The 23,526-nt window shown below is 70.1% G+C and carries 20 protein-coding genes, 1 pseudogene and 1 riboswitch; of the genes and pseudogenes, 12 read left to right on the top strand and 9 right to left on the bottom strand.

Going from position 1 to position 23,526, the window contains the following annotated elements; all coding sequences use genetic code 11:
* Positions 1 to 20: 20 nt before the first annotated feature.
* Positions 21 to 239: riboswitch (cobalamin riboswitch) on the bottom strand.
* Between the two features lie 369 nt (positions 240 to 608).
* From BGP73_RS07505 to aztB, 7 genes are all read right to left on the bottom strand, one after another.
* Positions 609 to 905, bottom strand: a complete 297-nt coding sequence (locus BGP73_RS07505) for a sulfurtransferase TusA family protein (RefSeq protein ID WP_069812801.1) — start codon at positions 903 to 905, stop codon at positions 609 to 611.
* Positions 902 to 2,089, bottom strand: a complete 1,188-nt coding sequence (locus tag BGP73_RS07500) for a cysteine desulfurase family protein (protein ID WP_069812799.1) — start codon at positions 2,087 to 2,089, stop codon at positions 902 to 904. The genes BGP73_RS07505 and BGP73_RS07500 overlap by 4 nt, the downstream gene beginning before the upstream one ends.
* Complete coding sequence (locus BGP73_RS23015; protein ID WP_170837765.1) at positions 2,086 to 2,259, bottom strand: hypothetical protein; 174 nt, start codon at positions 2,257 to 2,259, stop codon at positions 2,086 to 2,088. Before BGP73_RS23015 ends, BGP73_RS07500 begins: the two co-directional genes overlap by 4 nt.
* Positions 2,260 to 2,548: 289 nt before the next feature.
* On the bottom strand, positions 2,549 to 3,739 hold the full coding sequence (gene aztD, locus BGP73_RS07495; protein ID WP_069812797.1) for a zinc metallochaperone AztD: 1,191 nt from the start codon (positions 3,737 to 3,739) through the stop codon (positions 2,549 to 2,551).
* An 86-nt stretch (positions 3,740 to 3,825) separates the two neighbouring features.
* Positions 3,826 to 4,803, bottom strand: a complete 978-nt coding sequence (aztC, locus tag BGP73_RS07490) for a zinc ABC transporter substrate-binding protein AztC (protein WP_069812795.1) — start codon at positions 4,801 to 4,803, stop codon at positions 3,826 to 3,828.
* Positions 4,800 to 6,035, bottom strand: a complete 1,236-nt coding sequence (locus BGP73_RS07485) for a hypothetical protein (protein WP_069812793.1) — start codon at positions 6,033 to 6,035, stop codon at positions 4,800 to 4,802. The genes aztC and BGP73_RS07485 overlap by 4 nt, the downstream gene beginning before the upstream one ends.
* Positions 6,032 to 6,910, bottom strand: a complete 879-nt coding sequence (gene aztB / locus BGP73_RS07480) for a zinc ABC transporter permease AztB (RefSeq protein WP_069812791.1) — start codon at positions 6,908 to 6,910, stop codon at positions 6,032 to 6,034. The genes BGP73_RS07485 and aztB overlap by 4 nt, the downstream gene beginning before the upstream one ends.
* Before the next feature lie 15 nt (positions 6,911 to 6,925).
* Between aztB and aztA the strand changes: the two genes are divergently transcribed.
* On the top strand, positions 6,926 to 7,669 hold the full coding sequence (gene aztA, locus BGP73_RS07475) for a zinc ABC transporter ATP-binding protein AztA (RefSeq protein WP_069812789.1): 744 nt from the start codon (positions 6,926 to 6,928) through the stop codon (positions 7,667 to 7,669).
* A gap of 164 nt (positions 7,670 to 7,833) precedes the next feature.
* On the opposite strand, the pseudogene BGP73_RS07470 reads toward aztA, so the two are convergent.
* A pseudogene (locus BGP73_RS07470) lies at positions 7,834 to 8,368 on the bottom strand (GNAT family N-acetyltransferase).
* 87 nt (positions 8,369 to 8,455) lie between these two features.
* Between BGP73_RS07470 and BGP73_RS07465 the strand changes: the two are divergent.
* The 6 genes from BGP73_RS07465 to BGP73_RS07440 all read left to right on the top strand — a co-directional run bounded on the left by BGP73_RS07465 (position 8,456) and on the right by BGP73_RS07440 (position 16,386).
* Positions 8,456 to 9,091, top strand: a complete 636-nt coding sequence (locus BGP73_RS07465; RefSeq protein WP_306303450.1) for a beta family protein — start codon at positions 8,456 to 8,458, stop codon at positions 9,089 to 9,091.
* Positions 9,061 to 9,888 (top strand): beta family protein, encoded by an 828-nt coding sequence (locus BGP73_RS07460; protein WP_244501113.1) that lies wholly within the window; start codon positions 9,061 to 9,063, stop codon positions 9,886 to 9,888. The genes BGP73_RS07465 and BGP73_RS07460 overlap by 31 nt, the downstream gene beginning before the upstream one ends.
* Before the next feature lie 540 nt (positions 9,889 to 10,428).
* Positions 10,429 to 12,348: a serine/threonine-protein kinase gene (locus BGP73_RS07455; RefSeq protein WP_244501112.1), complete on the top strand. Its 1,920-nt coding sequence runs from the start codon at positions 10,429 to 10,431 to the stop codon at positions 12,346 to 12,348.
* Positions 12,349 to 13,074: 726 nt separating this feature from the next.
* Complete coding sequence (locus BGP73_RS07450) at positions 13,075 to 13,734, top strand: trimeric intracellular cation channel family protein (RefSeq protein ID WP_069812787.1); 660 nt, start codon at positions 13,075 to 13,077, stop codon at positions 13,732 to 13,734.
* 225 nt (positions 13,735 to 13,959) lie between these two features.
* On the top strand, positions 13,960 to 15,213 hold the full coding sequence (locus BGP73_RS07445; RefSeq protein WP_069812785.1) for a M20 family metallopeptidase: 1,254 nt from the start codon (positions 13,960 to 13,962) through the stop codon (positions 15,211 to 15,213).
* A gap of 468 nt (positions 15,214 to 15,681) precedes the next feature.
* On the top strand, positions 15,682 to 16,386 hold the full coding sequence (locus BGP73_RS07440; protein ID WP_069812783.1) for a GNAT family N-acetyltransferase: 705 nt from the start codon (positions 15,682 to 15,684) through the stop codon (positions 16,384 to 16,386).
* 31 nt (positions 16,387 to 16,417) lie between these two features.
* Here BGP73_RS07440 and BGP73_RS07435 read toward each other — a convergent pair whose 3' ends face one another.
* Complete coding sequence (locus tag BGP73_RS07435) at positions 16,418 to 17,893, bottom strand: MFS transporter (protein ID WP_079127287.1); 1,476 nt, start codon at positions 17,891 to 17,893, stop codon at positions 16,418 to 16,420.
* A gap of 140 nt (positions 17,894 to 18,033) precedes the next feature.
* On the opposite strand from BGP73_RS07435, the gene BGP73_RS07430 reads away from it, so the two are divergent.
* The 5 genes from BGP73_RS07430 (at position 18,034) to BGP73_RS07410 (ending at position 23,503) form a co-directional block, all read left to right on the top strand.
* Positions 18,034 to 18,723 (top strand): TetR/AcrR family transcriptional regulator, encoded by a 690-nt coding sequence (locus BGP73_RS07430; RefSeq protein ID WP_069812781.1) that lies wholly within the window; start codon positions 18,034 to 18,036, stop codon positions 18,721 to 18,723.
* Positions 18,724 to 19,125: 402 nt separating this feature from the next.
* On the top strand, positions 19,126 to 19,971 hold the full coding sequence (locus tag BGP73_RS07425; protein ID WP_069813048.1) for a polyphosphate polymerase domain-containing protein: 846 nt from the start codon (positions 19,126 to 19,128) through the stop codon (positions 19,969 to 19,971).
* The gene (locus tag BGP73_RS07420) at positions 19,968 to 20,645 is read left to right on the top strand and encodes a DUF4956 domain-containing protein (protein WP_069812779.1); all 678 of its coding nucleotides are present in this window, start codon (positions 19,968 to 19,970) and stop codon (positions 20,643 to 20,645) included. Before BGP73_RS07425 ends, BGP73_RS07420 begins: the two co-directional genes overlap by 4 nt.
* Positions 20,645 to 22,564 (top strand): CotH kinase family protein, encoded by a 1,920-nt coding sequence (locus BGP73_RS07415; RefSeq protein WP_069812777.1) that lies wholly within the window; start codon positions 20,645 to 20,647, stop codon positions 22,562 to 22,564. Before BGP73_RS07420 ends, BGP73_RS07415 begins: the two co-directional genes overlap by 1 nt.
* Before the next feature lie 195 nt (positions 22,565 to 22,759).
* The gene (locus tag BGP73_RS07410) at positions 22,760 to 23,503 is read left to right on the top strand and encodes a response regulator transcription factor (RefSeq protein WP_069812774.1); all 744 of its coding nucleotides are present in this window, start codon (positions 22,760 to 22,762) and stop codon (positions 23,501 to 23,503) included.
* Positions 23,504 to 23,526 lie beyond the last annotated feature (23 nt).

Below are 23,526 nucleotides of genomic sequence, written 5' to 3'. Positions count from 1 at the left end.
GATGTCCGCGCGCGGAATGGTCCGCACACGGGCAGCTGGCAGGTCTTCGGACTCGCGGGCAGGCCCTCCTTGTCGGAGGACACCTACTGGCCGTCGCTTCCCGGGCCCTGCGCGGACCCAGTGCGTGTGACGGCGGTCGTTCCCGCTCACCGCTGCGGGGCAGCCCCGGACTCTCACCGGGTTCCCTCTTACGACACCCTGCCTGGCGGACGGGGTGAACCGACTGCTGCGACCAGCCTACGGTGTGTAGCCGGGAAAGGAAGAGCGCCGTCCAGCATCCGGAAAGCCGGGCGGATCGTGTCGCGACGGTATGAGGGTGCTGTATGGAGCACGGTGTGCTCTCTCGGTGGTGACCGACCACCGGTAACCGCTGATCACGCTGCCCGGGCGTCCTCGAGGCAGTACCGCCGGGGCGGCGGGCCGTACCGCCATCGATCCGGTTCGTGCGTGCAGCGCCGGACTCCGGACCGCGGTCATACCGCTCCGGTGGCCACCGCCGAACCCCGGTGTGCGCCGGGGTTCACCCGCCTGGTCCCTCGCTGCGGGCCACTCCCATGCCGGCACACCGTTCGTTCGGGTGTGGCGGCTGCTTACCTCGCACATCGTGTTCAGCGGCGGTGCCACGGTGCGTCGGGCCGGGTGGACATCGGTTGAGCGGTGAGACGGAGGGCGTGGACGTCCAGGTCAGGGTCGGGTATGGGGCCGAGGTAGTGGTGTCCGGTCATATGGCACCAGGCGGGCAGATCGAGCGGCGCCGCGGGGTCGGTGGTGATGATGTGGACGACGGTGCCCGGCTCCCGGTCGTCGATCTCCTTGCGCAGCCGGAGCAGGAGAGTGACGCAGAGCAGCCCCGTGCCGTCGATCGTGACGTCCGCCGGCGGAACCGGAGTATCGGCGGAGTTCACCGGCTGCTCGTGGTGGCGGTGACGGCGTGGGTGAGTGCCCGTGCGGCGGTCGCTACGTCCTCGGCGGTGCTCCAGCGGCCCAGGGAAAGGCGCAGTGCGCCCGAGGCCCGGGCGAGTCGCTGCCCCATGGCCGTCAGGACGGGGGAAGGGGTGTGCACCCCGCTGTGGCAGGCGGATCCGGTGGAGGCGGCGATCTGCGGGGCCGCGGCCAGGACGTCGTGTCCCCGCGCGCTGTCGATGCTGACGTTCAGCGTGTTCGGCAACCGCTGCCCGTCGGGCCCGTTGAGTCGTAGGCGGCCGGGCAGTGCGCCGACGAGGCGCGCGTGGAGGTCGTCGCGCAGCGCCGCCAACCGGGCGGGAGCGCCGGCGGCGAGTTCCTCGGCGGCGAGCCGAGCGGCGGTGCCGAGCGCGACGGCCAAGGCGACGTTCTCCGTCCCGGCGCGCAGGCCCCGTTCCTGGCCGCCTCCGTAGACGACTGGTTCCAGCTTGACGCCGTCGCGGACGTAGAGGGCGGCGGTGCCCTTGGGCGCGTACATCTTGTGGCCTACGAGGGTGAGCAGGTCCACGTCCAGCTCACGGACGTCCAAGGGGACCTTGCCTACGGCCTGGGCCGCGTCGCAGTGGAACAGCGCGCCGGCCCGATGGGCGAGGGCGGCCAGTTCCCTGACCGGCTGCAGAGCGCCGGTCTCGTTGTTGGCGGCCATGACCGAGACGAGCACGGTCTCCGTGTCGAGCGCCGCGGTGAGCGCGGCCGGGTCAACCAGGCCCTCGGGGCCGACGGGTAGCACGGTGATCCGTGCCTGGTGGAGGCGTTCCAACGCCCGGCAGGTGGCGAGGACGGCCGGGTGCTCGGTGGCCTGGGTGATGACGTGCGGCCGGGTACGGTCGGAGGCGAGGACGACACCGCGCAGGGCGAGCAGGTCGGCCTCGGAGCCTGAAGCGGTGAACACGATCTCGTGCGGGCGGGCGCCGACCAGATCGGCGACCTGGGCGCGGGCCCGGGCCAGAGCGCGGCGCGGTTCGACGCTGTAGGGGTGGCTGCTGGAGGGGTTGCCGAAGAGGGCGGTCAGGTGGGGGCCCATCGTTTCGGCGACGCGCGGGTCGACGGGGGTGGTGGCGTTGTAGTCGAGGTAGACGGGACCGTCGGCGAGGCCCGGATGCGGTGGCGGGAGCTGACGGCTCATAGGACTGCTTCCGAGCCCACCTGCATCTCGGCCAGACGCCGCTCGACCAGGCCTTCGTCGACCGTGTGTTCGCCCCGGGCCGGCAGGTCCGGCACTTCGAGGCCGGTCAGCACCTTCCCGCTGGCCGCGAACGCGTCGTACAGCGCTGACTCCGTGGACCTGTTCGCCATGTCTCCTCCGGCCTTCCCCGTTTCGGTGGGCCACCGTACCCGTGGCCAGGGGGCCAGTCCCTACGCGACCGCGCTCCCACATCCCCTGACGAGTGGTGAGCGGCGCCGTTTGACACAGCCGGGCACGCGGAGAGCGAGACGTTCCCGGCGCGGACCCGGCTGTTCGTCCGGGACCCGGTGTCTCGCCCAGCGCCATGGGCTGTGCCGCCCGCTGAGCCCGGCTTTCGTTCGAGAGCACGGCAACCCGCTGTCCCCGCGGTTGGAAGGCCGTGAGGACAGCGGGGCGCGGTCAGTGTCCGGCGACGACGCCCGACAACTCGTTGCTGCTCTCCGGCAGGGTGACGGAGGCGATCTTCTCGCCCGTTTCCAGGTCGATGGCGTGCAGCGCCTTCTTGCCGGGGTCGGAGACGTACGCGGTGTGTCCGCGGACGAACAGGGTGGGGCGGGTCTCCTGCCAGTCCAGCGGCTCCTGCCAGTCGCCGACGACGGGGATCTTCTTCTCGGTCTTGCCGGTGTTCTCGTCGATGACGTGGACGGCGCCGTCGGTGCCGAGGACCAGGGCCTCGCCGTGCGGCCCGCGGGCCAGTGAGCGGGAGGAGTAGCTGGTGCCCACGTCCACCACGCGCAGCTTCTTCTTCTCCGTGTCGATGAGGGAGATGCGGGTGGGCCGCTCCAGCTCCGCCTCGGGGTCGGTCTTGTAGTCGCCCAAGAGGATCGGCGATGCCTCGCTGCCGGCCTGGTTGCCGACGCGGCCGTAGTCGTCGGGCGCCTCGACCTTGGTGAAGCTGCCGTCCTTGTAGATCAGGACGCCGTCCTCGCACCCGAGGGCGACGGCTTCGCCCTTCGCGGCCGCCTCGCCGTGGACGCCGGGACAGCTCTCGTCGCGCGCGATCTCCTTGTCGTGCTCGTCCAGCACCAGCGCGCCGGTGCGCTTCTCCTCGGTGCCCAGGGTGCTGAGGAGTTCGCCGTTGGCCAGTTCGACGGCGACACCGTGGTGTGCCTCGGCGGAGGTGTAGGTGCGTCCTTCCGGCTTCCTGCCGCTGCTCAGTTCGGCCGGGTCGAAGATGTTGACCTCTCCGGTGCCGTCGGTGAAGAGCACGGTCCTGCCCGCGTGACGGACGACGTGGCCGGGCTTGGCGCCCTCGTACTCGATGTCGGTGAGGACCTGTTCGGTAGCGTTCAGTACGCGGAAGCCGGTGTCGGTGGATATGACGACGTGGTCCTCGTCACCGGCGGGGTTGACCCGGTTGAAGCCCGGAAGCTCGATGGTCTCGGTCAGCTTCAGGCTTTCGCCGTCCAGGATGTACAGGCCGCCGTCGAAGGTGGCGACCAGCGGGTCCCTGACCGCAGTGGCGGTCCTGCTGCCCGCTGCCCCGGCGTCGGGGGAGGAGTCCTCCCCTCCGCAGGCGGTCAGTACGGCGGACACCGCCAGGGCGAGCGCCGTGCCCGTGAGGGCTCTGCCTCGTATCGACTTGTTCATGGGTGTGTTCCTTTCCACGCCGCCCGGTGGCGGCAGTGCGATGTGACGGTGTCGGCCCGTCAGCCGTGTGCGGGAGGTTCAGGAGGTCAGTCGCCGGTCAGGCCGTCGACCATGGCGGCGGTGTTGGCGCGCATCATCCGCAGGTAGGTGTCGGCGCCCCGGCCCTCGGCGGTCAGTGACTCCGAGTACAGCTCGACGACCCGGACCGGTCCGCCCATCTCCGCGCGTAGTACCTCGGCGAGCCGTGTGGGCTGGGAGGAGTCGGCGAACACGGTGCGGACGTCCGCCCGCTCCATCGCCTCGGTGAGTGAGCGCAGGTCGGAGGAGCTCGGTGAGGCCAGTGTGGTGCCGCTGGGGATGACCGCGCCGATCACCCGGAAGCCGAAGCGGTCGGCGAGGTAGCCGAAGACATGGTGGTTGGTCACCAGGGCCCGTCGGCCCTCCGGGATACGGTCGAAGGACTTCTCCATCCAGTCGGCGAGGTCCTTGAGTTCTCCGGCGTAGCGGTCGGCGTTGGCCCGTATCGCACCGGCGTCCACGCCGTCGACGTGCTCGATGACCTGATCGGCTATCCGGCCGGTCGCCTCGCGCACCCGGTCGGGGTCGGTCCAGAAATGCGGGTCGGGTCGTCCTCCCTCACCCTCCGGACCGCCGTCCTCGGCGGTATCGAAGGTGAGCGGGTCAGGTGCCTCACCGGCCGCGAAGGTGGCGACACCGGAATCGCGGGCGGCGTCCACGTGCCGCAGCACGTTCTCCTCGAGTCCCAGCCCGTTGTAGACCACCAGATCGGCCCGTTCCAACGCGGCTGCCTGCGCCGCCGAGAGACCGAAGGAGTGCGGGTCGGCGTTGGGCTTCATCAGCACGGTGACATCCGCTTCGTCACCGACGATCTCCCGGGTGATGTCACCGAGGATGTTGGTCGTCACAACGACGCCGGCCCGGTCATCGTCGATGGTGCAGGCGGTGGTGGTGGCGGCCGTGACGAGGGCCAGCAGGCCCACGATCAGACTCCGCAGGCGTGCGATGCCCACCCTCAGGCGCCGTTTCGCCTCGGTGCGGCTCATCGGCCGGTCTCCGCCATGAGGACCGGCCTGATGTCCAGGTCGAAGGAGCGGGCGATGCGCAGCCCGTCGGCGTAGTCGATCTCGAACACCTTCTTCCCGTCGGGGTCGTTGACGTATGCGCGGCTGCGGTCGACCTCGATGAGGGGATCGCTGCCATCGGAATCGGCCCGCTCTCCTCCCGTCAGGAGCGGCTCGGTCCGCGTGGTCTGCCTGCCGGAGGCGATGTCGTACCCGTGCAGCGAGCCGTCGGTCTCCAGAACGAGCAGCGGGGAGCCCTCTCCGGCCGTGTTGGCCGCGACGACCGGGCCGGTCTCCAGCCGGGTCCAGGAGCGTTCGGCGGTGTCGAGGACCCATACGGCCTCGTCTCCGGCGGGGGCGGTGAGGGTGTCGCTGCCGGGGCGTTGGCGGAAGGCGGTGGCCCGTTCCCCTGTCGGGACGTCCTCTCCGTAGGGGATCTGCTCGGCGGTGAAGACGCCGTCCTCGGCGCGGACGAGCAGGGCGCCGTCGGCGCAGCCCAGGATCACACCACGCCGCGTGATGGCGTCTCCCCGCGGCTCCTCGCACTCCACATCCGGGGAGGCGACGCGCTCGCCCTCGCGGTCGAGGACGACGAGCTCGGCGGTGGCGCCCTCGCCGGCGAAGGCGATCAGATGCTCCTCGTACGGCACGACGGCGCCGGTGTAGCCGCCCGGCAGCGTCCGGAGGGGCTCGATCGCGCCCTTCTCCAACCCGCCCCGGTCGTAGAGGACGGCGCTCCCGTCCTCGTCGGTCACCGCGGTCACGGCGACATCGCTGCGCACCTGCGCCCCGCTGCCTGCGGGAAGCTCACCCACCTCGCGTATCGCCGCGCTGTAGTAGTGGACGTGGTCCCCGTGGTCCACCATCCAGACGCCGCTGTCGATCACACGGGTGCCGCCGGAGGTGTGGAGGTAGCCGAACCTGCCGTCCGTGCCGAGCTGGGCGGCGCCTTTCGCCCGGGCGGTCTTGTGCACCTCGCCGGTGGTGAGGTCGAGAATTCTGCTGTCTCCGCTCTCGGGGTCGTTCAGGAGGAGTCGGGACTGCTGCTCGGCGGCCTCCTGGGCTCCCTCCACGTAGCCGTGCGGAGTGTCGGAGGAGGTTCTCGCGGCGGGTCGGGAGCCGCTGTCCTTGTCTTCCGCGCAGCCCGTGGCGAGCAGCGTGGTGAGGAGCAGAGCGGCCGAAGCCCAGGGAGTGACGTTTCTGCGGACGGTCATGACGATTCCTCGGGTTTTCTGCGGTCGACTTCGAGTACCGGGGCGGGGGCGAGCCGGGCGCGGCGGTGCGTCAGGCCGGACGCCAGATGGGAAAGGAAGAACAGGCTCACCGCGAGAGCCGCCACGGTCGCGCCGGCGGCGGTGCTCAGATGCCAGGACAGCAGCAGGCCGCCGAACGTGGCGGTGGCGCCGAGCAGGGCTGCGAGCACCATGGCCCCGCGCACGCTGCGGGCCCAGGGCAGGGCGGCCGCCGGCGGTGCGATGAGCAGTCCGAGGGCGAGCAGCGTTCCGACGATGTGGAACGAGGCGACGATCGCCAGACCCAGCAGGCCGAGCAGCAGCGCGTGGGTCAAACGCGGCCGCAGCCCCAGGGTCTGGGCCTTGCGCGAGTCGAAGGCCAGTGCCAGGAACGCCCGGTGGGCGAGGACCGACACCAGAAGTGCCGCGAGCAGCGCCACCGCGAGCACGAGGAGGTCCTGCTGCCGGACGGCGAGGACGTCTCCGAAGAGGAAGCCGGTCAGGTCGACGGCGAAGGACTGCGAGCGCGACACGATGATCACGCCGAGGGAGAGCATGCCGACGAACAGCAGCCCGATGCCGGTGTCCTGGGACAGCCTCGGTGAGCGGCCGAGCGCGGTGACGCCGGCCGTCATGACGGCGGCGCTGGCCACCGCACCCGCCATCAGGTTCCCGCCGAACAGGGCGGCCAGTGCGACGCCCGGGAGCAGCCCGTGGGACATGGCGTCCCCGAGGAACGCCATCCCCCTGAGCACCACCCAGGTTCCCGCCAGGGCGCAGATCGCGGACACGAGCAGGCCGCCCCACAGGGCTCGCTGCACGAAGGCCACCTCGAACGGGGCCGTCAACCATTCCATGGCGAAGAGACTACAATGAAAATCATGTTCAATAAACCTCGGTCTCGGTCCCCCCGGGCCCTCGACCCGACTCCGCGCGTCTACTTCTCCGGGCTGTGCGCCGGTTATCCAGGCCGCTCCGTCCTCCATGAAGTCGGCGCGGAGATACCGAAGTCGGCCGCAACAGCCCTCGTCGGGCCGAACGGCTGCGGCAAGTCGACACTGCTCGGCGTTCTCGCCGGTGTGATCCGTCCGACAGCCGGTGACCTCCAGCACGACGGAGGTAGACCACCCGCGTTCGTGCCGCAGCGCGGAGCCGTCGGCGATGCGCTGCCACTCACCGTCCGGCAGGCGGTGGAGATGGGGCGCTGGGGCGAACGCGGGCCGTGGCGCCGGCTCACCCGCCAGGACCGCGCAACCGTGGACGCCGCACTCGACCGGCTCGGCGTCGGAGACCTGGCCGCACGCCAACTGGGAGAGCTGTCAGGCGGGCAGCGTCAACGCGCCCTCATCGCACAGGCACTGGCTCAGGAGTCGGACCTGCTGCTGCTCGACGAGCCGACCACCGGTCTGGACCCGGAGGCGAGGGAGCGGATCGGGGAGCTGCTGACCGGGCTTGTCGCGGAGGGTGTGACGGTCGTCCAGGCCACGCACGATCTGGAGGTCGCACGCGCGGCGAGCCTGTGCCTCCTGCTCCGGGACGGCCGCCTCGTCGGACAGGGGCACCCGGACCGAGTCCTCACCGCGTCGGCGCCGGCCCGGGTCTGGCAGCGGCTCTGAACCACCTGGTCACTGCGTCCACCTCATGACAGGGACGCCGTTTTCCTGTGGCCGGGGCTCCACTTGGAAGCCGCCACCGCGCGGCATGAGGTGTCCCTGGGCGCGGTGCATAGGAGACCCTGCTCATCCCGCTGAACGGACACGCAGTGGAGGACCGCACCAGCTCAACCGGACGGCGGCTCCGAGAACCACACGCCGAACCACTGCTCGGCGCCGTACTCCTCGAACCGCTCCACCTCGGTGAAGCCCAGCTTCACCGCGAGGCGCACCGAGCGGTTGTTGACGGCCTGGGTGCAGAGCACCACCGGCTCGCCGGGGAGCGCGTCGGCGACCCATCGGAGTGCCGCCGCGCACGCCTCGGCGGCGTACCCGTGTCCCCACGCCTCGGGCAGGAACATGTAGCCGAGCTCGGCCTCTCCGGCCTCTGGCCGGATGTGACCCGGACGTTCTGGGGCGCGCCGATTGACCGTGACCATGCCGATCACCGTTCCGTCGAGATCGACCACGAAAAGGCCAGGGCGCCGCCGGGGCACCGCGGGCATCACGCGTTCGAGTTCATCACGGGCTCGGGGGGCCGCCGAGGTAGCTGTGTACCTCTGGTGAGGCGAGCAGCTCGATGAACGCCGTCCGGTCCCGGGCTGCGGGCTCACGGAGTACGAGCCGCTCGGTCCTGATCGGGACAACCCTTAGCTCGGTCATGGCGGGCAACCTATCCCACGTCCACCGGGCCAGTAGCCGTCGGACGGCGGACAGGGGCAGCAGCTTCCGTTCGTCGTCCCGACCCGGATGCCGGTGTCCGGGTGGGGCTCGAAACCGCCATTTGCAGACTTGGCCTGCCCGACCGCTGAGCACCACGAAACCTGCAACCTGCGTCATGGCATTGCCAGGTACGTGCACACTTCAGCCATCTGGGCTGAAATTGCGCTCTTTTCAAGAGTTTTGAGAAGAGCGGACCCTGGCGGGAAGGGAAGCGCACGGACGGTGCCGAGGGGGGCCGCGATGTCCGGACCGCTCTATGTTCCCGTTCTGCCGGCCCGGCCGCACGCGGTCGAGGCCTACGCAAGGCTGCGGCCGGACGTCCGCGTCGCGATCAGGCCGCTGTGGAACCTCCCGCCGCTGCCCGGTGCGGTTCCGCCGACACTGGAAACCGCCGTCCGCAAGTTCGTCGCGCGAGTGAGCGCGGTGAGCCGTCACGGCGGATGGATCGACGCCCCTTTCGGGGAGGAAGCGCAGGCTGCTGCCCTCACAGAAGCGTTCTCCGTCTACTGCGAGTGGGGTTGGCTGCGGCCTGTCACGGGACCGGAGAGAAGCGAAGCGCAGCAGGCGGCGGCCCTGGAGACCGCTCGGCGTTGCCACCGCGGACTGGGCGTCCGGGTCCGTGTCACGGGAGAGTGGGAAGGCTCCCTGAGGGTTGTCTCGTAATCCCCGGTGGATCAGCGCACGGCGTCAGATGCGGTGCATCGCAAGGCGGAGGGACGTCCCGATACTGGGCGTATCGGGATGTTCCGACAACGCGGCGAGGTGCCGTAGCTGTCGTCGTGCGCCCACCAGGGATTACGGGACAACCCTTAGGCGAGGACGTCCGGAATCTGCTGAGGCGGACCGGTCCGGCGCTCCCCCTCGATCTGCTGCTCGACATGCGAACCGTTCTCGACGAGCGGCCCGACGCAGGTAAGGAGGCGTTGCGCGCCCTCGACGCGTTGATACCCCTGACACCCTGGCGGACCGTATCTCTGCTCGGCGGCGGTTTCCCCCGGGTCACCGCCGACATGCTGGAACACGGACCGCGTGCTGAGCCGCGTGCGGAGCGGCGCATGTGGCACGAAGTGCGGGCGATGGGCCGAGCCTATGCTCCGCACCTCGGCTACGGCGATTACGGAGTGCAGCACACGGAAGCTATCGCCCAGGCGCCGGCCCCTGGGAGAAAGGGCGGGCCGCCGTGGGGCGTGCTCGGCTACACCACCGAGAACTCGTATGTTCTGTCCAAGATGCTGACCCGGGGCAGTGACCGGATCGCCACCAATCGGAGGGCGGCACGTCAGATCACGGAACTCCCGGAGTTCCGGGGAGCGGGTGCCGGACAGGGCGAAAAATGGCTGCGCGACTGCGCGAACGGACCTCTCACGGTCAGCAAGGGGGTGGGCGGGCCCAAGGAGTGGCTGCGCACGGGGAATCTCCAGCACATGACCTACGTCGTGCGGAGCCTGCCAGCTCTCTGAGCCCGTCGCCGTGCCGGCTACCGGAGCCGGGCTCCTTCGCTCGGTACGGAAAGGGGCTTGGCCGACCAGTGCCCCCGGAGGACAGCCGGTGATCAGGGGCCCCGGGCACGATGCAGCCGAAGATGACCGCCGGAGCGGCGCCGTGCCGCGGGCCGGCCGCGATCAGCACGCCATACCCCTCCCGGCGTCGGCGGGAGGGGGTCCGTCAGACGCCCGCCGGCCGGGGCGGTTTCCCAGACCGGTGATGCTGTCCATGCCGAGTCGCCGCTTGAGCGCTTGCCGTGTTCCTTGCACCGTCGACCATGAAGCGGGACGGCCCCGGCGCGACGCTCTCCCACGATCGCTCCGCCTGGCCCTACGGGGGTCGGTCAACCGTCGGGAGCCGGATGAGCGGGGTCCGGGATCAGGTTTGAAGCCGTCAGGAGTGCGGCGGCCTCACGGTGATGTCACAGGTCCGCAAGGCCGGTGTCACCGCTTTGTCTGCGGTGACACCCGGGTGGCTGATGGTGCGTCTAGGGTTACTCTCCATATCGAAAACGTATGGGGGAACAGATGCGCAGCGAGGGTACAGCCGGCCGCGGCCGGGGTGACGAGCCGGACATGGTGATCGCGGGCCGCTACAGACTGCAACGCCAACTCGGGCGGGGCGGGATGGGCGTCGTTTGGGAAGCCCTCGATACGAGCCTGGACCGGAAGGTGGCCGTGAAGGGGCTGCTGTACCCGGGCGCGGCGGATGCCGAGGCGCAGGCGAAGTGGGTGAGCCGGGCGCGCCGCGAGGCGCAGGCCATCGCCCGGATCGGTCATCAGAACGTGGTCGCCGTGCACGACGTGATCGAGGACGGCAACCAGGTCTGGATCGTGATGGAGTTGCTCAACTCCCGCTCCCTGGCAGACCTGTTGCGCGAGCAGCGGCAGCTGTCCGTCCCCCACGCGGCACGCATCGGCCTCCAGGTGCTGCGCGGGCTGGCCGCCGTGCACGAGTCCGGTGTACTGCACCGAGATGTGAAGCCCCACAACATCCTGTTCCGCCCCGACGGGCGTGCGCTCCTCATGGACTTCGGGATCGCCACCTTCGAGGGCGCCGCGCAGGTCACCCGGTCCCACGAGATCATCGGGACGCCGCAGTACCTGGCGCCGGAACTGCTCAGCCACACACCGGCCAACCCGCACCCGGCGACCCCCGCGTCGGACCTGTGGGCGCTCGGCGTCACGCTCTACGAGATGGTGGAGGGCCGGCGGCCCTTCGACGCCCCCACCAGCTTCGAGATCTTCATCGCCGTGCGTGACTCGCCGGTACCGCCCATGAAGTACGCCGGTCCGCTCGCCGGGCTGATCCAGGCTCTGCTCCAGAAGGACCCCGACCAGCGTCCTGACGCCGCTGAGGCGGACCGGATGCTTCGGGCCGTCACCGAGGACGCGGCCCTGGACCCTCCTGCTGTGCGACCCGGTGAATCCTCCGACCCCGAGCCGCTGGGCGACGGAAGGCCCGGGGAACCGGTCCCGGCGCTGTCCGGCGAGGCCGCACGCGAGGGGTCGGGTGCGCGCCGCGGCCTGTGGAAGGTGGCGGTGGCCGCCCTCTGCACCGCCTTGGTCGTGAGCGGGGGATGGTTCGTCTGGTCGGAGATGGACGACGGTTCCGACGCGGTGGGTTCGGACAAGGGACCCGTGGCGGGGAGTGAGAAGCGCCCGCCCAGATTCAGCGACACCCACGACAAACTGCGGATCGGCGTGAAGAAGGACCAGCCCGGGTTGAGCGTGGGGGCCGACGGCTCCTACCGCGGCTTCGAGGTCGATCTCGCCAAGGAGATCGCCCGGGAACTCGGCTTCAAGGACGACCAGGTCACCTTCCACGCGGTGAACTCGGACAACCGCAGCGATCTTCTGAAGTCCGGCAGGCTCGATCTCGTGCTGGCCACGTACAGCATCAACGAGCAGCGTGAGAAGGAGGACGGGGTGAAGTTCGCCGGCCCCTACTTCGAGGCGCTCAAGGGGCTGCTGGTGCGGAAGAACCGGCCGTACAACGACCTCAGCGACCTGAAGGGCGACAAGAAGGTCGAGGTGTGTACCGCCAGGAACTCGGTCTACGTGCCGTGGATCGAAAAGCAGGGCCTGGGCAAGCAGATGGCTCTCCGGGCCGGTTACGAGGACTGCGTCAAGGCGCTGCTGGACCCCAAGACCAAGGTCTACGCGGTGGCCACCGACGATGTCATCGTCGCCGGACTCGCCGCCAAGTACTCCGCCAAGACCAAGGCGCTCGAAAGCCTCAGTGGCTCGGAGGGCTACGGGGTGGCGATGGACTCCGAGGAGCCGCGACTGCACCGGGAGGTGTGCACGGCGCTGTCCGCCATCACGGAGAAGTCTCCAGGGAAGCCTTCGCGGTGGGCCGACATCTACAACCGTCATCTCAAGTCGGTCATGGGAGACTCCGCGCCGAAGGAGCCGAACCTCAAGTCCTGCTGAGCGCTTGTGGAAGGCATGCCGTCGGTCGAGGCAGGGCACCGCTGGGGGCACGCGGGGCCCGCAAAGACGGCGTCGCCTTCCCCAAGCGCTCCCTCGCGTTTGTACCCCCGGAGGTGCTCGCCGTTGCTTGAGGAGCGGTGACCGCCCGTGTCACCACGGCGATCTGCGCGTATGGCCGTATCGCCGCAGGCGGGCCGCGTACGTGACGCCCCGGGTCGCGGGCGCCAGCACCGGCATCGCGGCTTCGGCCCTTCTCTGACCTCCTCGCCGGGCCACCTGGGGCCATCCCCCTTTCCCGGTACCACCCGGTTGGCGCTGCCGCCGGAGGCGGACCCTGCTTGGCGCCGAAACGGTGCGGCCGCCTTACCGCCGTGCCGCGCTCCGGGGAGACATGGGTTCGAGACGATCGTCAGGAGCCTTCGCCCGGTCCGCGTCGCCGAAACTCCTGAGCCCCAGGCCCCGCGTTCCGCCAGCTGCGCACACCTTCAGCTCGTCCGGCGTACACCTCCTCGCCGACCGTGACGGCCTCGTCGCACGCCGCCGCCTCCGGTCCCCGGCCGTTCCGCTACCGCCCCAGCCCGTACCGCCCTCTTCCCGATCCGTCTCTGCGGCCTGAGCAGGCAGCGGCGGCAACGAGCAGCCACACCGGTCGTCCTTCGACTGGCGGAGAGCAGGACGCGCCCCACATCGTCGCGATGGAGCGCCGCGCGGGATATGCAGACTGGTATGAGTCTCGAACCCACGCCGCTGCTCGCCCTCGACCTGACCGGCACGTTCGCGTTCGGGCTGAACGGGGCGCTGACGGCGGTTCGTGCCGCGCGGCTGGACGTGGTCGGCGTGGTCGTCCTCGGCATGATCACCGCACTGGGCGGCGGCATCATCCGCGATGTCCTCATCGACTCGCTGCCCCCGGCGACGCTGATGGACTGGCGCTACTACACGCTCGCCGCCATCGGTGGACTGATCGCCTTCGCCCTCAGCAAGTACCTGCGCCGGATCGGGACGGCGATCACCGTGCTCGACGCGATCGGGCTGAGCACATTCGCCGTCATCGGGTCGAGCAAGGCCCTGGCCGCCGGGCTCGGCGTCGCGCCGGCGATCCTGCTGGGAGTGGTCACCGCTGTGGGCGGGGGGACGATCCGCGACACCCTCGTCCGGCAGATCCCGTCGGTGCTCCGCAGCGACCTCTACGCCATCCCGGCCCTGGTGGGCGCGGCGGTGACCGTCGCCACCGCCGAGACGGGGCTCTACGGCCTCCCGGCCGAGCTGGGAGCGACGACGATCTGCTTCGTGATCCGCATGCTCGGTGTCCGCTACGGCCTCAACGCACCCGAACCGTTCGAGACCCGCGGACGCGGGGGAGCGCGTGGGCGCGACACCCAGTAGGACTGGGCAGGCCGGACGCGGCCCGGGTTCCGTGCCGGGGCCGGGTTCGGGCAGCCGCCGTGTTTGTCACGCTCCGTATGGTTTCGGGTGGCCGAAGACGTGGTCGCGGCTAGGCTCGACACACGACCACCAGGACGTCGCAGGCCTCGCCACGCCGATGGGGGAGTGCGGTCGGCCGCCGTGCCCCGGAGTGCGGACCGAACCCATCCACCGCGAGGAGCCTGGATGACCGACCCCGCCCGGACCGTGCTGGCCGGCCTCGACGCCATCCGTTCCGATGTGGAGGACCTCTACCGGGACCTGCACCGGCACCCCGAGCTCGGTCGGCGGGAGCACCGCACGGCGAAGAAGGCGGCGGACGCCCTGCGAAGGTTCGGCTACGAGGTCACCGAAGGCGTGGGCGGCACGGGCGTGATCGGGGTCCTCGCGAACGGAGACGGCCCGGTCGTCATGGCCCGGGCGGACATGGACGCCCTCCCCGTGCGCGAACAGACCGGCCTCCCGTACGCCTCCACCGTGATGGTCAGCGACGACGGCGGCGAACAGCCCGTCATGCACGCCTGCGGCCACGATGTCCACGTGGCCGGCCTGGTCGGCTGCGCGCGGCTGCTGGCGGGGGCCAAGGACGCCTGGCGAGGCACCTTCGTGGCGCTCTTCCAGCCGTCCGAGGAGAACGGCGACGGCGCGGACGCCATGATCGACGACGGTCTCACCGCGAAGTCGCCACGCCCCGACGTCGTGCTCGCCCAACACGTCCTGCCCTATCCGGCCGGGTATGTCGGCACCCGTCCGGGCTCCTTCCTGTCGGCCGCGGACAGCCTGCGGATCACCCTGCACGGCCGAGGGGCCCACGGCTCCATGCCCCAGGCCGCGGTCGACCCCGTGGTGATGGCGGCGATGATCGTCGTACGCCTGCAGACCGTCGTCTCCCGGGAGCTGGCCGCCACCACCCCCGCCGTCCTCACCGTGGGCAGCATCCACGCGGGCAGCGGCCCCAACATCATCCCTGACAGCGCCGTGCTCCAACTCAACGTCCGCACCTACGACGACACCACGCGGTCGGGGGTCCTGCGGGCGATCGAACGCATCGTCCGCGCCGAGTGCGACGCGTCCGGGGCGCCGAAGGAGCCCGAGTTCGAGAGGACGTCCTCCTTCCCACCCACCGTCAACGACGAGGACGCGACCGAGCGCGTCGCCGGGGCGTTCGCCGCCTACTTCGGCGACGACGCGCACACCGCCGAGCCGCAGACCGCCAGCGAGGACATGAGCGAGATCCCCCGGGCGTTCGGGGCGCCGTTCACCTACTGGGCGATCGGCGGTATCGATCCGGAGCGGTATGCCGAGGCGGAACGGAAGGGGACGGTGTCCCAGGACATCCCGGTCAACCACAGCGCCACCTTCGCCCCCGTCGTCCAGCCGACCCTGGACACCGGCGTGAGCGCCATGACGGTGGCCGCTCTCGCCTGGCTCGGCAGCTGAGGCGAGGCCTCCGTGGCACCGAATCGACTCCCGGGCCAGGGTGTGCCGCCCCACTCATAGGCATAGGGCACCCCGGAACCGCTGCTCGGACCAGACGAGGGCAGGGACTGCTGCGGGACGGGCCGCCCGCACAGCGCTGCGGCCCGCCGATAGGCTGCCGCACGACAGTTCGTCGGTCGACGGGCCCCTTCGGCCTGCCCCTGCCGGCAACGGCCAAGGGGCCGGCACGTTGCCCGTCCAGGCGGGCGAGGTCACCGAAGCCGGTGATCTCCCCGCTCGGACATGGCGCTGCACACCGGCGGCCGAACGGTCCGCGCCGTGACGCTCCCGGGCAGCCTCTGACCGCGGTCTCCACCGGTCCGCTGGCGCCGGTCGGCGCGGTCCGGCGGTTGCGGCGCCGAGAGGTCATCAGGCCTCGGGCGGTGGGGGCCGACTGACTCCACGGCATGACCTGAGAGGTACAGCAGCATGGCGGACCACGACGTCTTGGCACTGGACGACCCGGTGGGCCGGTCACTCAGCGGTCACCACTCGCACCTCGCCCGCCGGATCGGTCAGGCCGCGACCTACCTGCCGGGGGTCGCGACCTTCGCCGCGGTGCCCGCCGACCCTGATGCCGCGGACTGGGCCGAACTCGCCGAACTACTCGGTCCGGGCGGGTTCGCCGACATGTTCAGCTGCCCGGCCACGCCTCCACGGGACTGGGATCCGGTCTTTCGTCTGGAGGGCCGCCAGATGGTCCGGCCCGGCACGGTCCCGCCCGGTCACTCTCAGACGGTTACGGGGACGGAGGTGGTCGAGCTGGGCCCGGACAGTGCGGCCGAGATGCTGGATCTCGCCGAGCGGACACGACCGGGGCCCTTCTGGCCGCGCACGCACGAACTCGGCACCTACCTCGGTGTCCGCGACAACGGCACGCTGGTGGCGATGGCGGGGGAGCGGCTGCGGCCTCCGGGCTGGACCGAGATCAGCGCCGTCTGCACCGCTCCCGAGGCCCGTGGCCGAGGCCACGCCGCACGGCTGGTCGGAGCACTCGTCGCGCGGATCGTGGCCCGCGACGAACGCCCCTTCCTGCACGTCGCCGAGGAGAACAAGAGCGCGATCGCGCTGTACGAGCGGCTCGGCTTCACGACTCACAAACAGGTGACCTTCCGCGGCTTCCGCACACCGTGATCGGCCGCTCCCGGTTCACCCGCCGGAAGCCTCACCGGGCGGCCGCCTCGGGGCGGCTCGGCTGGGGCGAGTCCGTCTGCTCCTTCGCGGGCGCGTCGGTCCGGCGCAGCACGGTGAGAGCGATGACGACGGCGGCGACCAGGAGCACGGCGCCGAGACCGAGGCCCAGCGCGTACCCGTCGTTGAGGGACCGGGGGCTGACGGAGCCGCCGGTGCGCTGCTCGGCCGCGGTGCCCAGGACGGCGAGTCCCAGCGAGGCGCCGATCTGACGGGAGCTGTTGAGCAGGCCCGACGCGGTGCCGGTCTCCCGGCGAGCGACGCCCGCGGTGGCGGTGGAGACGACCGGCCCGAGGCAGAGGCCGAATCCCACACTGGCCACGATCGAGGGGCCGAGGACGTCGACGCCGAACGAGCCGTCCGGGCTGATCACGCTGAACCAGGCGAACCCGGCCGCGGTGAGGAGCCCCCCGCCGACCAGGAGGGTACGGAGAGCCAGGCGGTACCCGAGTTTGACGGCCAGCACCGAGCCGACGACCACACCGAGGGCGAACGGCAGGAACATGAGCCCCGTCATCGCGGCGCCGTTGCCGAGGACCTGCTGGAGATAGAGGGACGTGAAGTAGAAGGCCGAGGCCATGGCCGCGCCCAGGAGCAGGTTGTAGCCGTTCGCGCCGGCCACCGAGCGGTTGGTGAACAGACCGAGCCGGAGCAGCGGTTCCCGGGCGGTGGTCCGCTCCACGTGGACGAATGCGGCCAGCAGCGCCACGGCCAGCGCCAGGGTGGTCAGGGTGACCGGTGAGGTCCACCCGTACTGGTCGGTGCGGACGACGCCGAAGACCAGCAGGGTCAGGCCGGCCGTGGCCAGGAAGGCGCCGAGTACGTCGGGGCGGCCACCGTCCGGCGCCGTCCGGTCGCCGGCGACGCCGCGCCAGGACAGGGCCAGTGCGACGGCGGCCATCGGCACGTTCACGAACATCACCCAACGCCAGCCGGCGTACTCGGTGAGCAGGCCGCCGGCCAGGACGCCGAAGGCCCCACCGGCGGCGTTCATCGCGCTCCAGACTCCGAAGGCCCGGACCCGGGGCCTGCCGGTGGGGAACGTCGCGGTCAGCAGCGCCAGCGCGGCCGGGGCCAGCGCGGCGGCGCCGACGCCCTGTGCGGCGCGTGCGGCGACGAGCTGGCCGGGCGCCTGGGCGAAGCCGCCGACCAGGGAGGCGAGTCCGAACAGGCCGAGCCCGAACAGCAGCGTCCGTCTGCGGCCGTACCGGTCGGCGGCCTTGCCGCCCAACAGGAGCAGCCCGCCGAAGGTGAGGGCGTAGGCATGGATCACCCAGGTCAGGCCCACGGTGTCGAAGCCGAGGCCGGAGGCGATCTCCGGGAGTCCGACGTTCACCACCGAGAGATCGAGCGACACCATGAACTGCACGACGGCGACCGCGGTGAGCGTCAGCCCCGGACCGGCGCCCGCACTCGCAGGTGCCGCCTGATTCGTCTCTCTCCGCGCCATGCGCTTCCCCTCCCAGAACTGGCCGCACCGATTTCGGAACGCGTTCCGAAAATACCATCGGCCTGCCCACGGTCGTGGACACAGCCCAGGAACCGGTACCGACTTCACCCCGGGAGACAGCGGCGCGGCATGATGGGGCGATGTCCCGACCGCCCACATCGCCCGGCCGCGCCGGCCGGCCGCCGGTGACCTCGCGTACCCAGATCCTTGCGGCGGCCCGGCGACTCATCGACCGGGACGGCTGGGAGAGGTTGACCATCCGCCGCCTGGCCACCGAACTGGGTATCGGCGCGACGACCCTGTACCACCACATTCAGAACAAGGAGGATCTGCTGGTCCTCCTGCTCAACCAGTACATCGACCAGCTCGAACGCCCTGAGCTGCCCGACGAGCCGCGCGCCCGCGTCATCGCGGTCGCCTCCGCGATGCACGACGCCCTCAACGCGTGGCCGTGGGCCGCCGAGACCCTCACCGTCGACGGGTTCGTCGGCCTGCTGGACGAATCGGCGCTGTGGATGGTCGAGGCCATCGTGGCCGGGGCCGTCCGGTGCGGCTGCACGACGGAACGAGCGGTCACGGTGTTCCGCAGCATCTGGTACTACACCGTCGGCGAGATCCTAGTCCGCGCCCGCACTGTGCGTCGGCGCGCGGACGGGCCGGGTGCCGGCGACCGCAAGTCCTCCTTCGACGGTCTCGACGCCTCCCAGGTGCCGTATCTGGCGGAGATCGGTGACCGGTGGGTCGCCCTCTCCGCACGGGACACCTACCAGCAGGGGTTGCGCGCACTCGTCGACGGGCTGCTCCCTCCCGCCGCGCCGCCCCGGCCGTAGTCGGGAGGGCCTGCTCCGAGGAATGCCGGGCGGGATGGGAGACCTCGGGCGCCCGGGCAGGGCTGCCAAGCCCTGGGGTGAACCGGGGGGTGGGGTGAACTCGCACGTCAGCACCGGTTCTCGCGTCCGGCGGGGTGCGGGGTCGGCAGGGGAGAAGAGGGAGCGGGGGGCTCCTTGTTTACGCAGCGTTTACCTGGCATCCACCCCCTGTCCTCTTGGAACTACCTCCGAATTCTCAGCTTCTTCTCATCTGGCGCCGGTTTAGTGTGCCGCGCGGTCGACGGGACCGCGAGAGGACGGAGGCACAGGGTGGCACTACCGGCGGCCAGGTGGCGGAAAGCACAGAGCCAGGAGACACCTGCGGACGGCGCGGACACGTCGGAGGCGGAGGCGCCGCTGAACGTGGCCAGCAGACTCCACGCGTTCAACCGGTTCGAACTGAAGTACCTGGTACCGGTCGAGGAGGCCCTCGAAATCCGGGACGAGCTGGCCCAGCGCATGGACTGGGACCGGAACAGCCCGGTGGGTGGATACGGCGTCTGGAGCCTCTACTACGACACCCCCCAACTGCGTTTCTACTGGGAGAAGATCGAGGGGATCAAGTTCCGCCGAAAGCTGCGCATCCGCCACTACGGGGATCTCGACGGCGTGACCGACGAGTCGCCCGTGTGTGTGGAGATCAAACAACGGGTCAACCGGGTCACCCAGAAGCGCCGCATCGCCATCCCGTACGGGATGGCCCGGCACCTCTGCGACCACCGGCAGATGATCGAGCACTCCGCCCGGGAGGGCGCCTTCGTCCAGGAGGTGCTCGACCTGGTCGTACGGCTGGACCTGCGGCCCACCGCGATCACCGGCTACCAGCGTGAGGCGCTGGTCGGCCGTGACGCGGACACCGGACTGCGGGTCACCTTCGACCGACGGATCCGCGGCCGGGACCGGGATTTCCACTTCGGCATCCCGAGCCCGGAGAACCGGTTCACGATCCCCCCGCACCTCTCGGTGATGGAGGTCAAGGTGAACGAGCGCACGCCGCACTGGATCACGGATCTGGCGGCTCGCCGGAACCTGAACCTCATCCGGGTGTCGAAGTACGTGCAGTCCATCGAGGCCTTCGGTCTGGCACCCCGGTCCGTCTTCCACATCAACGAGGCGGACCACCTGTCCTCCACCCCCACCCCCACTGACGAGCCGTTGCACAAGCAGCGGACGGCGCACGACGCGCCCATGAAAGCAGGAGCCCAGTGAACTTCGATCTGCAGGAACTCAGCGGCACGTTCAGCGTCGCGGACGTCGTCGTGGCCATGGCGCTGTCGTTCGTCCTGAGCACGTTGATCGGCTACACGTACCGGTACACCCACCGCAACGTCTCCTACAGCCAGTCCTACGTGCAGACCCTCGTGATCGTCGGCATGATCGTCGCGCTGATCATGCTGGTCGTCGGGTCCAACCTCGCGCGGGCGTTCTCCTTGGTCGGTGCTCTCTCGGTCATCCGCTTCCGGAACGCGATCAAGGAGACGCGGGACGTCGGCTTCGTCTTCCTGGCGATGGCCATCGGCATGGCCTGCGGTGCCCGCTTCTACACGCTGGCCGCTGTAGCCGCCATCGTGATCTGCGTGGTCGTCATCCTCATGTTCAAGTTCAACTGGTTCGCCCTGAACGTGCAGCGGCAGGTGGTCAAGGTCCAGGTGCCCGCCGGGGAGGACTACACCGCCGCCATCCGCGACGTCCTCATCCGGTACACCACGGAGTTCGAGCTGGTGAGCACCGAGACCATCCGCGGTGGCGCGCTGACCGAGGTGTTCTACACCGTGCGCATGAAGAAGGGCGCTGAGGCCAGTGACCTGGTGTCCGCGCTGCAGGAGCGCACATCCGGCCAGCGAGTGACGGTTCTGACCGGCTACGACACAACTGATCTGTGATGTCCACCACTGGAAAGGCAGGGCAGCAGCGCCGGCGGCTGCGAGATCGGATCCCGGTCAGGCTGCGGCACCACTGGAAGCCCGCTGGAGCGCTCTGCGCGGGACTGGCCGTCCTGGTGTACGCCTTCGGTGACGTTCGTGTCTCCCCGTACGTCACCTCCGCCTCTCGCGCGGAGGCCGACATCATCACGGAGAACGTCGAAGGCACGGTCGACCTGTACGACACCTCTGTCTCCCACTCCATTCAACTGGAGTACGAGCAGACCGAGTTCAACAAGATGATGAAGGAGTTCAAGGAGGACGGCAACAAGGACTACATCAAGGCCGACCTCACCATCGACGGCGTGTACCTGCAGGATGTCGGCATCCGTCTGAAGGGCAACTCGACACTGATGTCCCTGCGCGGCGGTGGCCGCGGCGGGCCGGGTGGCGGCCGGGAGATGCCCGGAGGCGCCGGGAAGGGCGGACAGGATCGGCCGCAGGAGGGCGGTTCCGCCGGCCGCGACCGCCCTCGGAACGGCGGCGGGCCGGGTGGCGCCGGTGATGCTGGCGGGGCCGGTGCTGCTCAGCCGGGTGGCGCCGGTGATGCTGGTGGTGCCGGTGGTGGTCAGCCTGGTGGCGCCGGTGGTGCTGGTGGTGCCGGTGGTGGTCAGCCTGGTGGCGCCGGTGGTGCTGGTGGTGCCGGTGGTGGTCAGCCTGGTGGTGCCGGTGGTGCTGGTGGCCCCGGCGGCATGGGCGGCATGATGCAGTACGACCTCTCGGAGAAGAAGCCGGAGGAACTCCCCTGGCTGGTCAAGATCGACGAGTTCGTCGAAGGCCGTGCCTACCAGGGCGAGCGGGAGATCTCGCTGCGCCCCGGCAGCGACGAGCAGGTGCCGGTCAACGAAGCGCTCTCGTTGAGCCTGATGGACACCACGGGTCTGAAGAACGAGAGGTACGCCTTCACCTCGGTCAAGGTCAACAACCGCCCGGCGGTGACGAGGCTGATGGTCGAGAACCCCGACACCGGCTACGCCGAGTCGATCAAGGACGGCGACGGAGTGCTGTACAAGGCGCGGGCCGACGGCAGCTTCGCGTACCGAGGTGACGACCCCACCGAGTACGAGCGTTCTTTCAAGCAGCTCAACAAGGTGGGCAGCCAGGACCTGGAACCGGTCATGAAGCTCATCAAGTGGGCCGACGAGGCGTCTGACAAGGAGTTCGAGAAGGAACTCGACAAGTACGTGGACGTCGAGTCCCTCGCGACCTACATCGCCGCCCAGAACCTGCTGCTGAACTTCGACGACATGTCCGGCCCGGGGAAGAACTACCTGCTCTGGTACGACCTGGACACCAAGAAGTTCACCGTCCTCGGCTGGGACTACAACCTCACCTTCTCCGGTGACGCCACGACGGGTCCGAACGACAGCACCTCGCTCGGCGGGGGCCGAGGAGGCGGCCCGGGCGGTGCCGGACCCGGGGCGGACGCGCCCGAGGGAATGCCGGAAATGCCCGAGGGGATGCCCGAGGGAATGCCGGAAATGCCCGAGGGGATGCCGGAAGGGATGCCCGAAGGTGCTCCTCGGTGGAACCCTGAGGACATGCCGGAGGGCTTCCCGGGCGGAGGTCGGGGCGACCCCGGAGCCGGTCCCGGGAAGGAAGGGGGCGGCGGCCCCGGAGGCGGTTTCGGCGGCAACGCCCTCAAGGACCGCTTCCTGAAGTCGGACGCCTTCGACGAGGTGTACAAGGACGCCTACCAGAAGTTGTACAAGTCCTTCTACAGCTCCGACACCGCGATCAAGGCGCTCGACAGCATCGCCGGCCAGGCCCGTGCGGCGGGCGCGGACGGCAAGGACCTGGACAGCGTGGTCGGCAGGCTGCGCACGACGGTCACCGACCGTACCGCGGCACTGGCGAAGAACAAGGAGGTCACCGGCTGATCCCCGGCCTGCGTCAGGGCCGTGCCATCCGAGTGGCACGGCCCTGACGCGGACCTCCTCGGCAAACCGGCCCGTACCACCGCTTACGCGGCCGTTACGACGTCTCAGCGGACAATGGTGAGAAGCCGGGGTGGCGCCGGACGTGCTGTACGGGCGCCAGCCGCCGGACGACGACAGAACGGACCGCCCAGCACGATGACCGACCAGTCGGCCGACAGCCCCCGACCCAGGCTTCTCGTGGTCGAGGACGAACCCAGTATCTGCGCCCTGCTGGAATCCACCCTCCGGCTTGCCGGATACGAGGTGAGCAGCGCCACGACCGGCCAGGCCGCCCTGATCGAGCATGAGCGCACGGTCCCGCACCTGGTGCTGCTCGACGTGATGCTGCCGGACCTGGACGGCTTCGAGGTCACCCGGCGGCTGCGGGCCTCCGGGAGCGATGTGCCCGTGCTGTTCCTGACCGCCCGCACCGGCCTTGAGGACCGCCTCAAAGGGCTCGGGGCCGGTGGCGACGACTATGTGAGCAAGCCCTTCAGCCTGGAGGAGGTCCTGCTGCGCATCGAAGCCATCCTGCGCCGCACCGGGGCCCGGGCGGAGGCGCCGGATGTGCCCGACGACATCCTGTGCTATGCCGACCTCGAACTCGACGAGGCCGCCCACGAGGTGCATCGCGCGGGGCAGTACATCCGGCTGTCGCCGACCGAGTTCAAGCTGCTGGCCTACCTCATGGCCAACACGGGCCGGGTGCTCAGCAAGGTCCAGATCCTGGACCACGTGTGGAGCTACGACTTCTCCGGGGACGCCCGCATCGTGGAGACATACGTCAGATACCTGCGCAAGAAGATCGACTGCTTCGAGCCCCCGTTGCTCCACACCGTGCGAGGGGTCGGATACTGTCTGCGTCTGCCGCGACAGGCGGGCGGATCGGCGGACCAGTGACACGCCGCCGCCTGCTGGGACAC

The organism is Streptomyces sp. TP-A0874 (assembly GCF_001748085.1).
In the GTDB taxonomy this organism is placed as follows: Bacteria; Actinomycetota; Actinomycetes; order Streptomycetales; family Streptomycetaceae; genus Streptomyces.
Note: the sequence above shows the minus strand (reverse complement) of the source record. Positions and strands in the feature narration are given on the sequence as shown.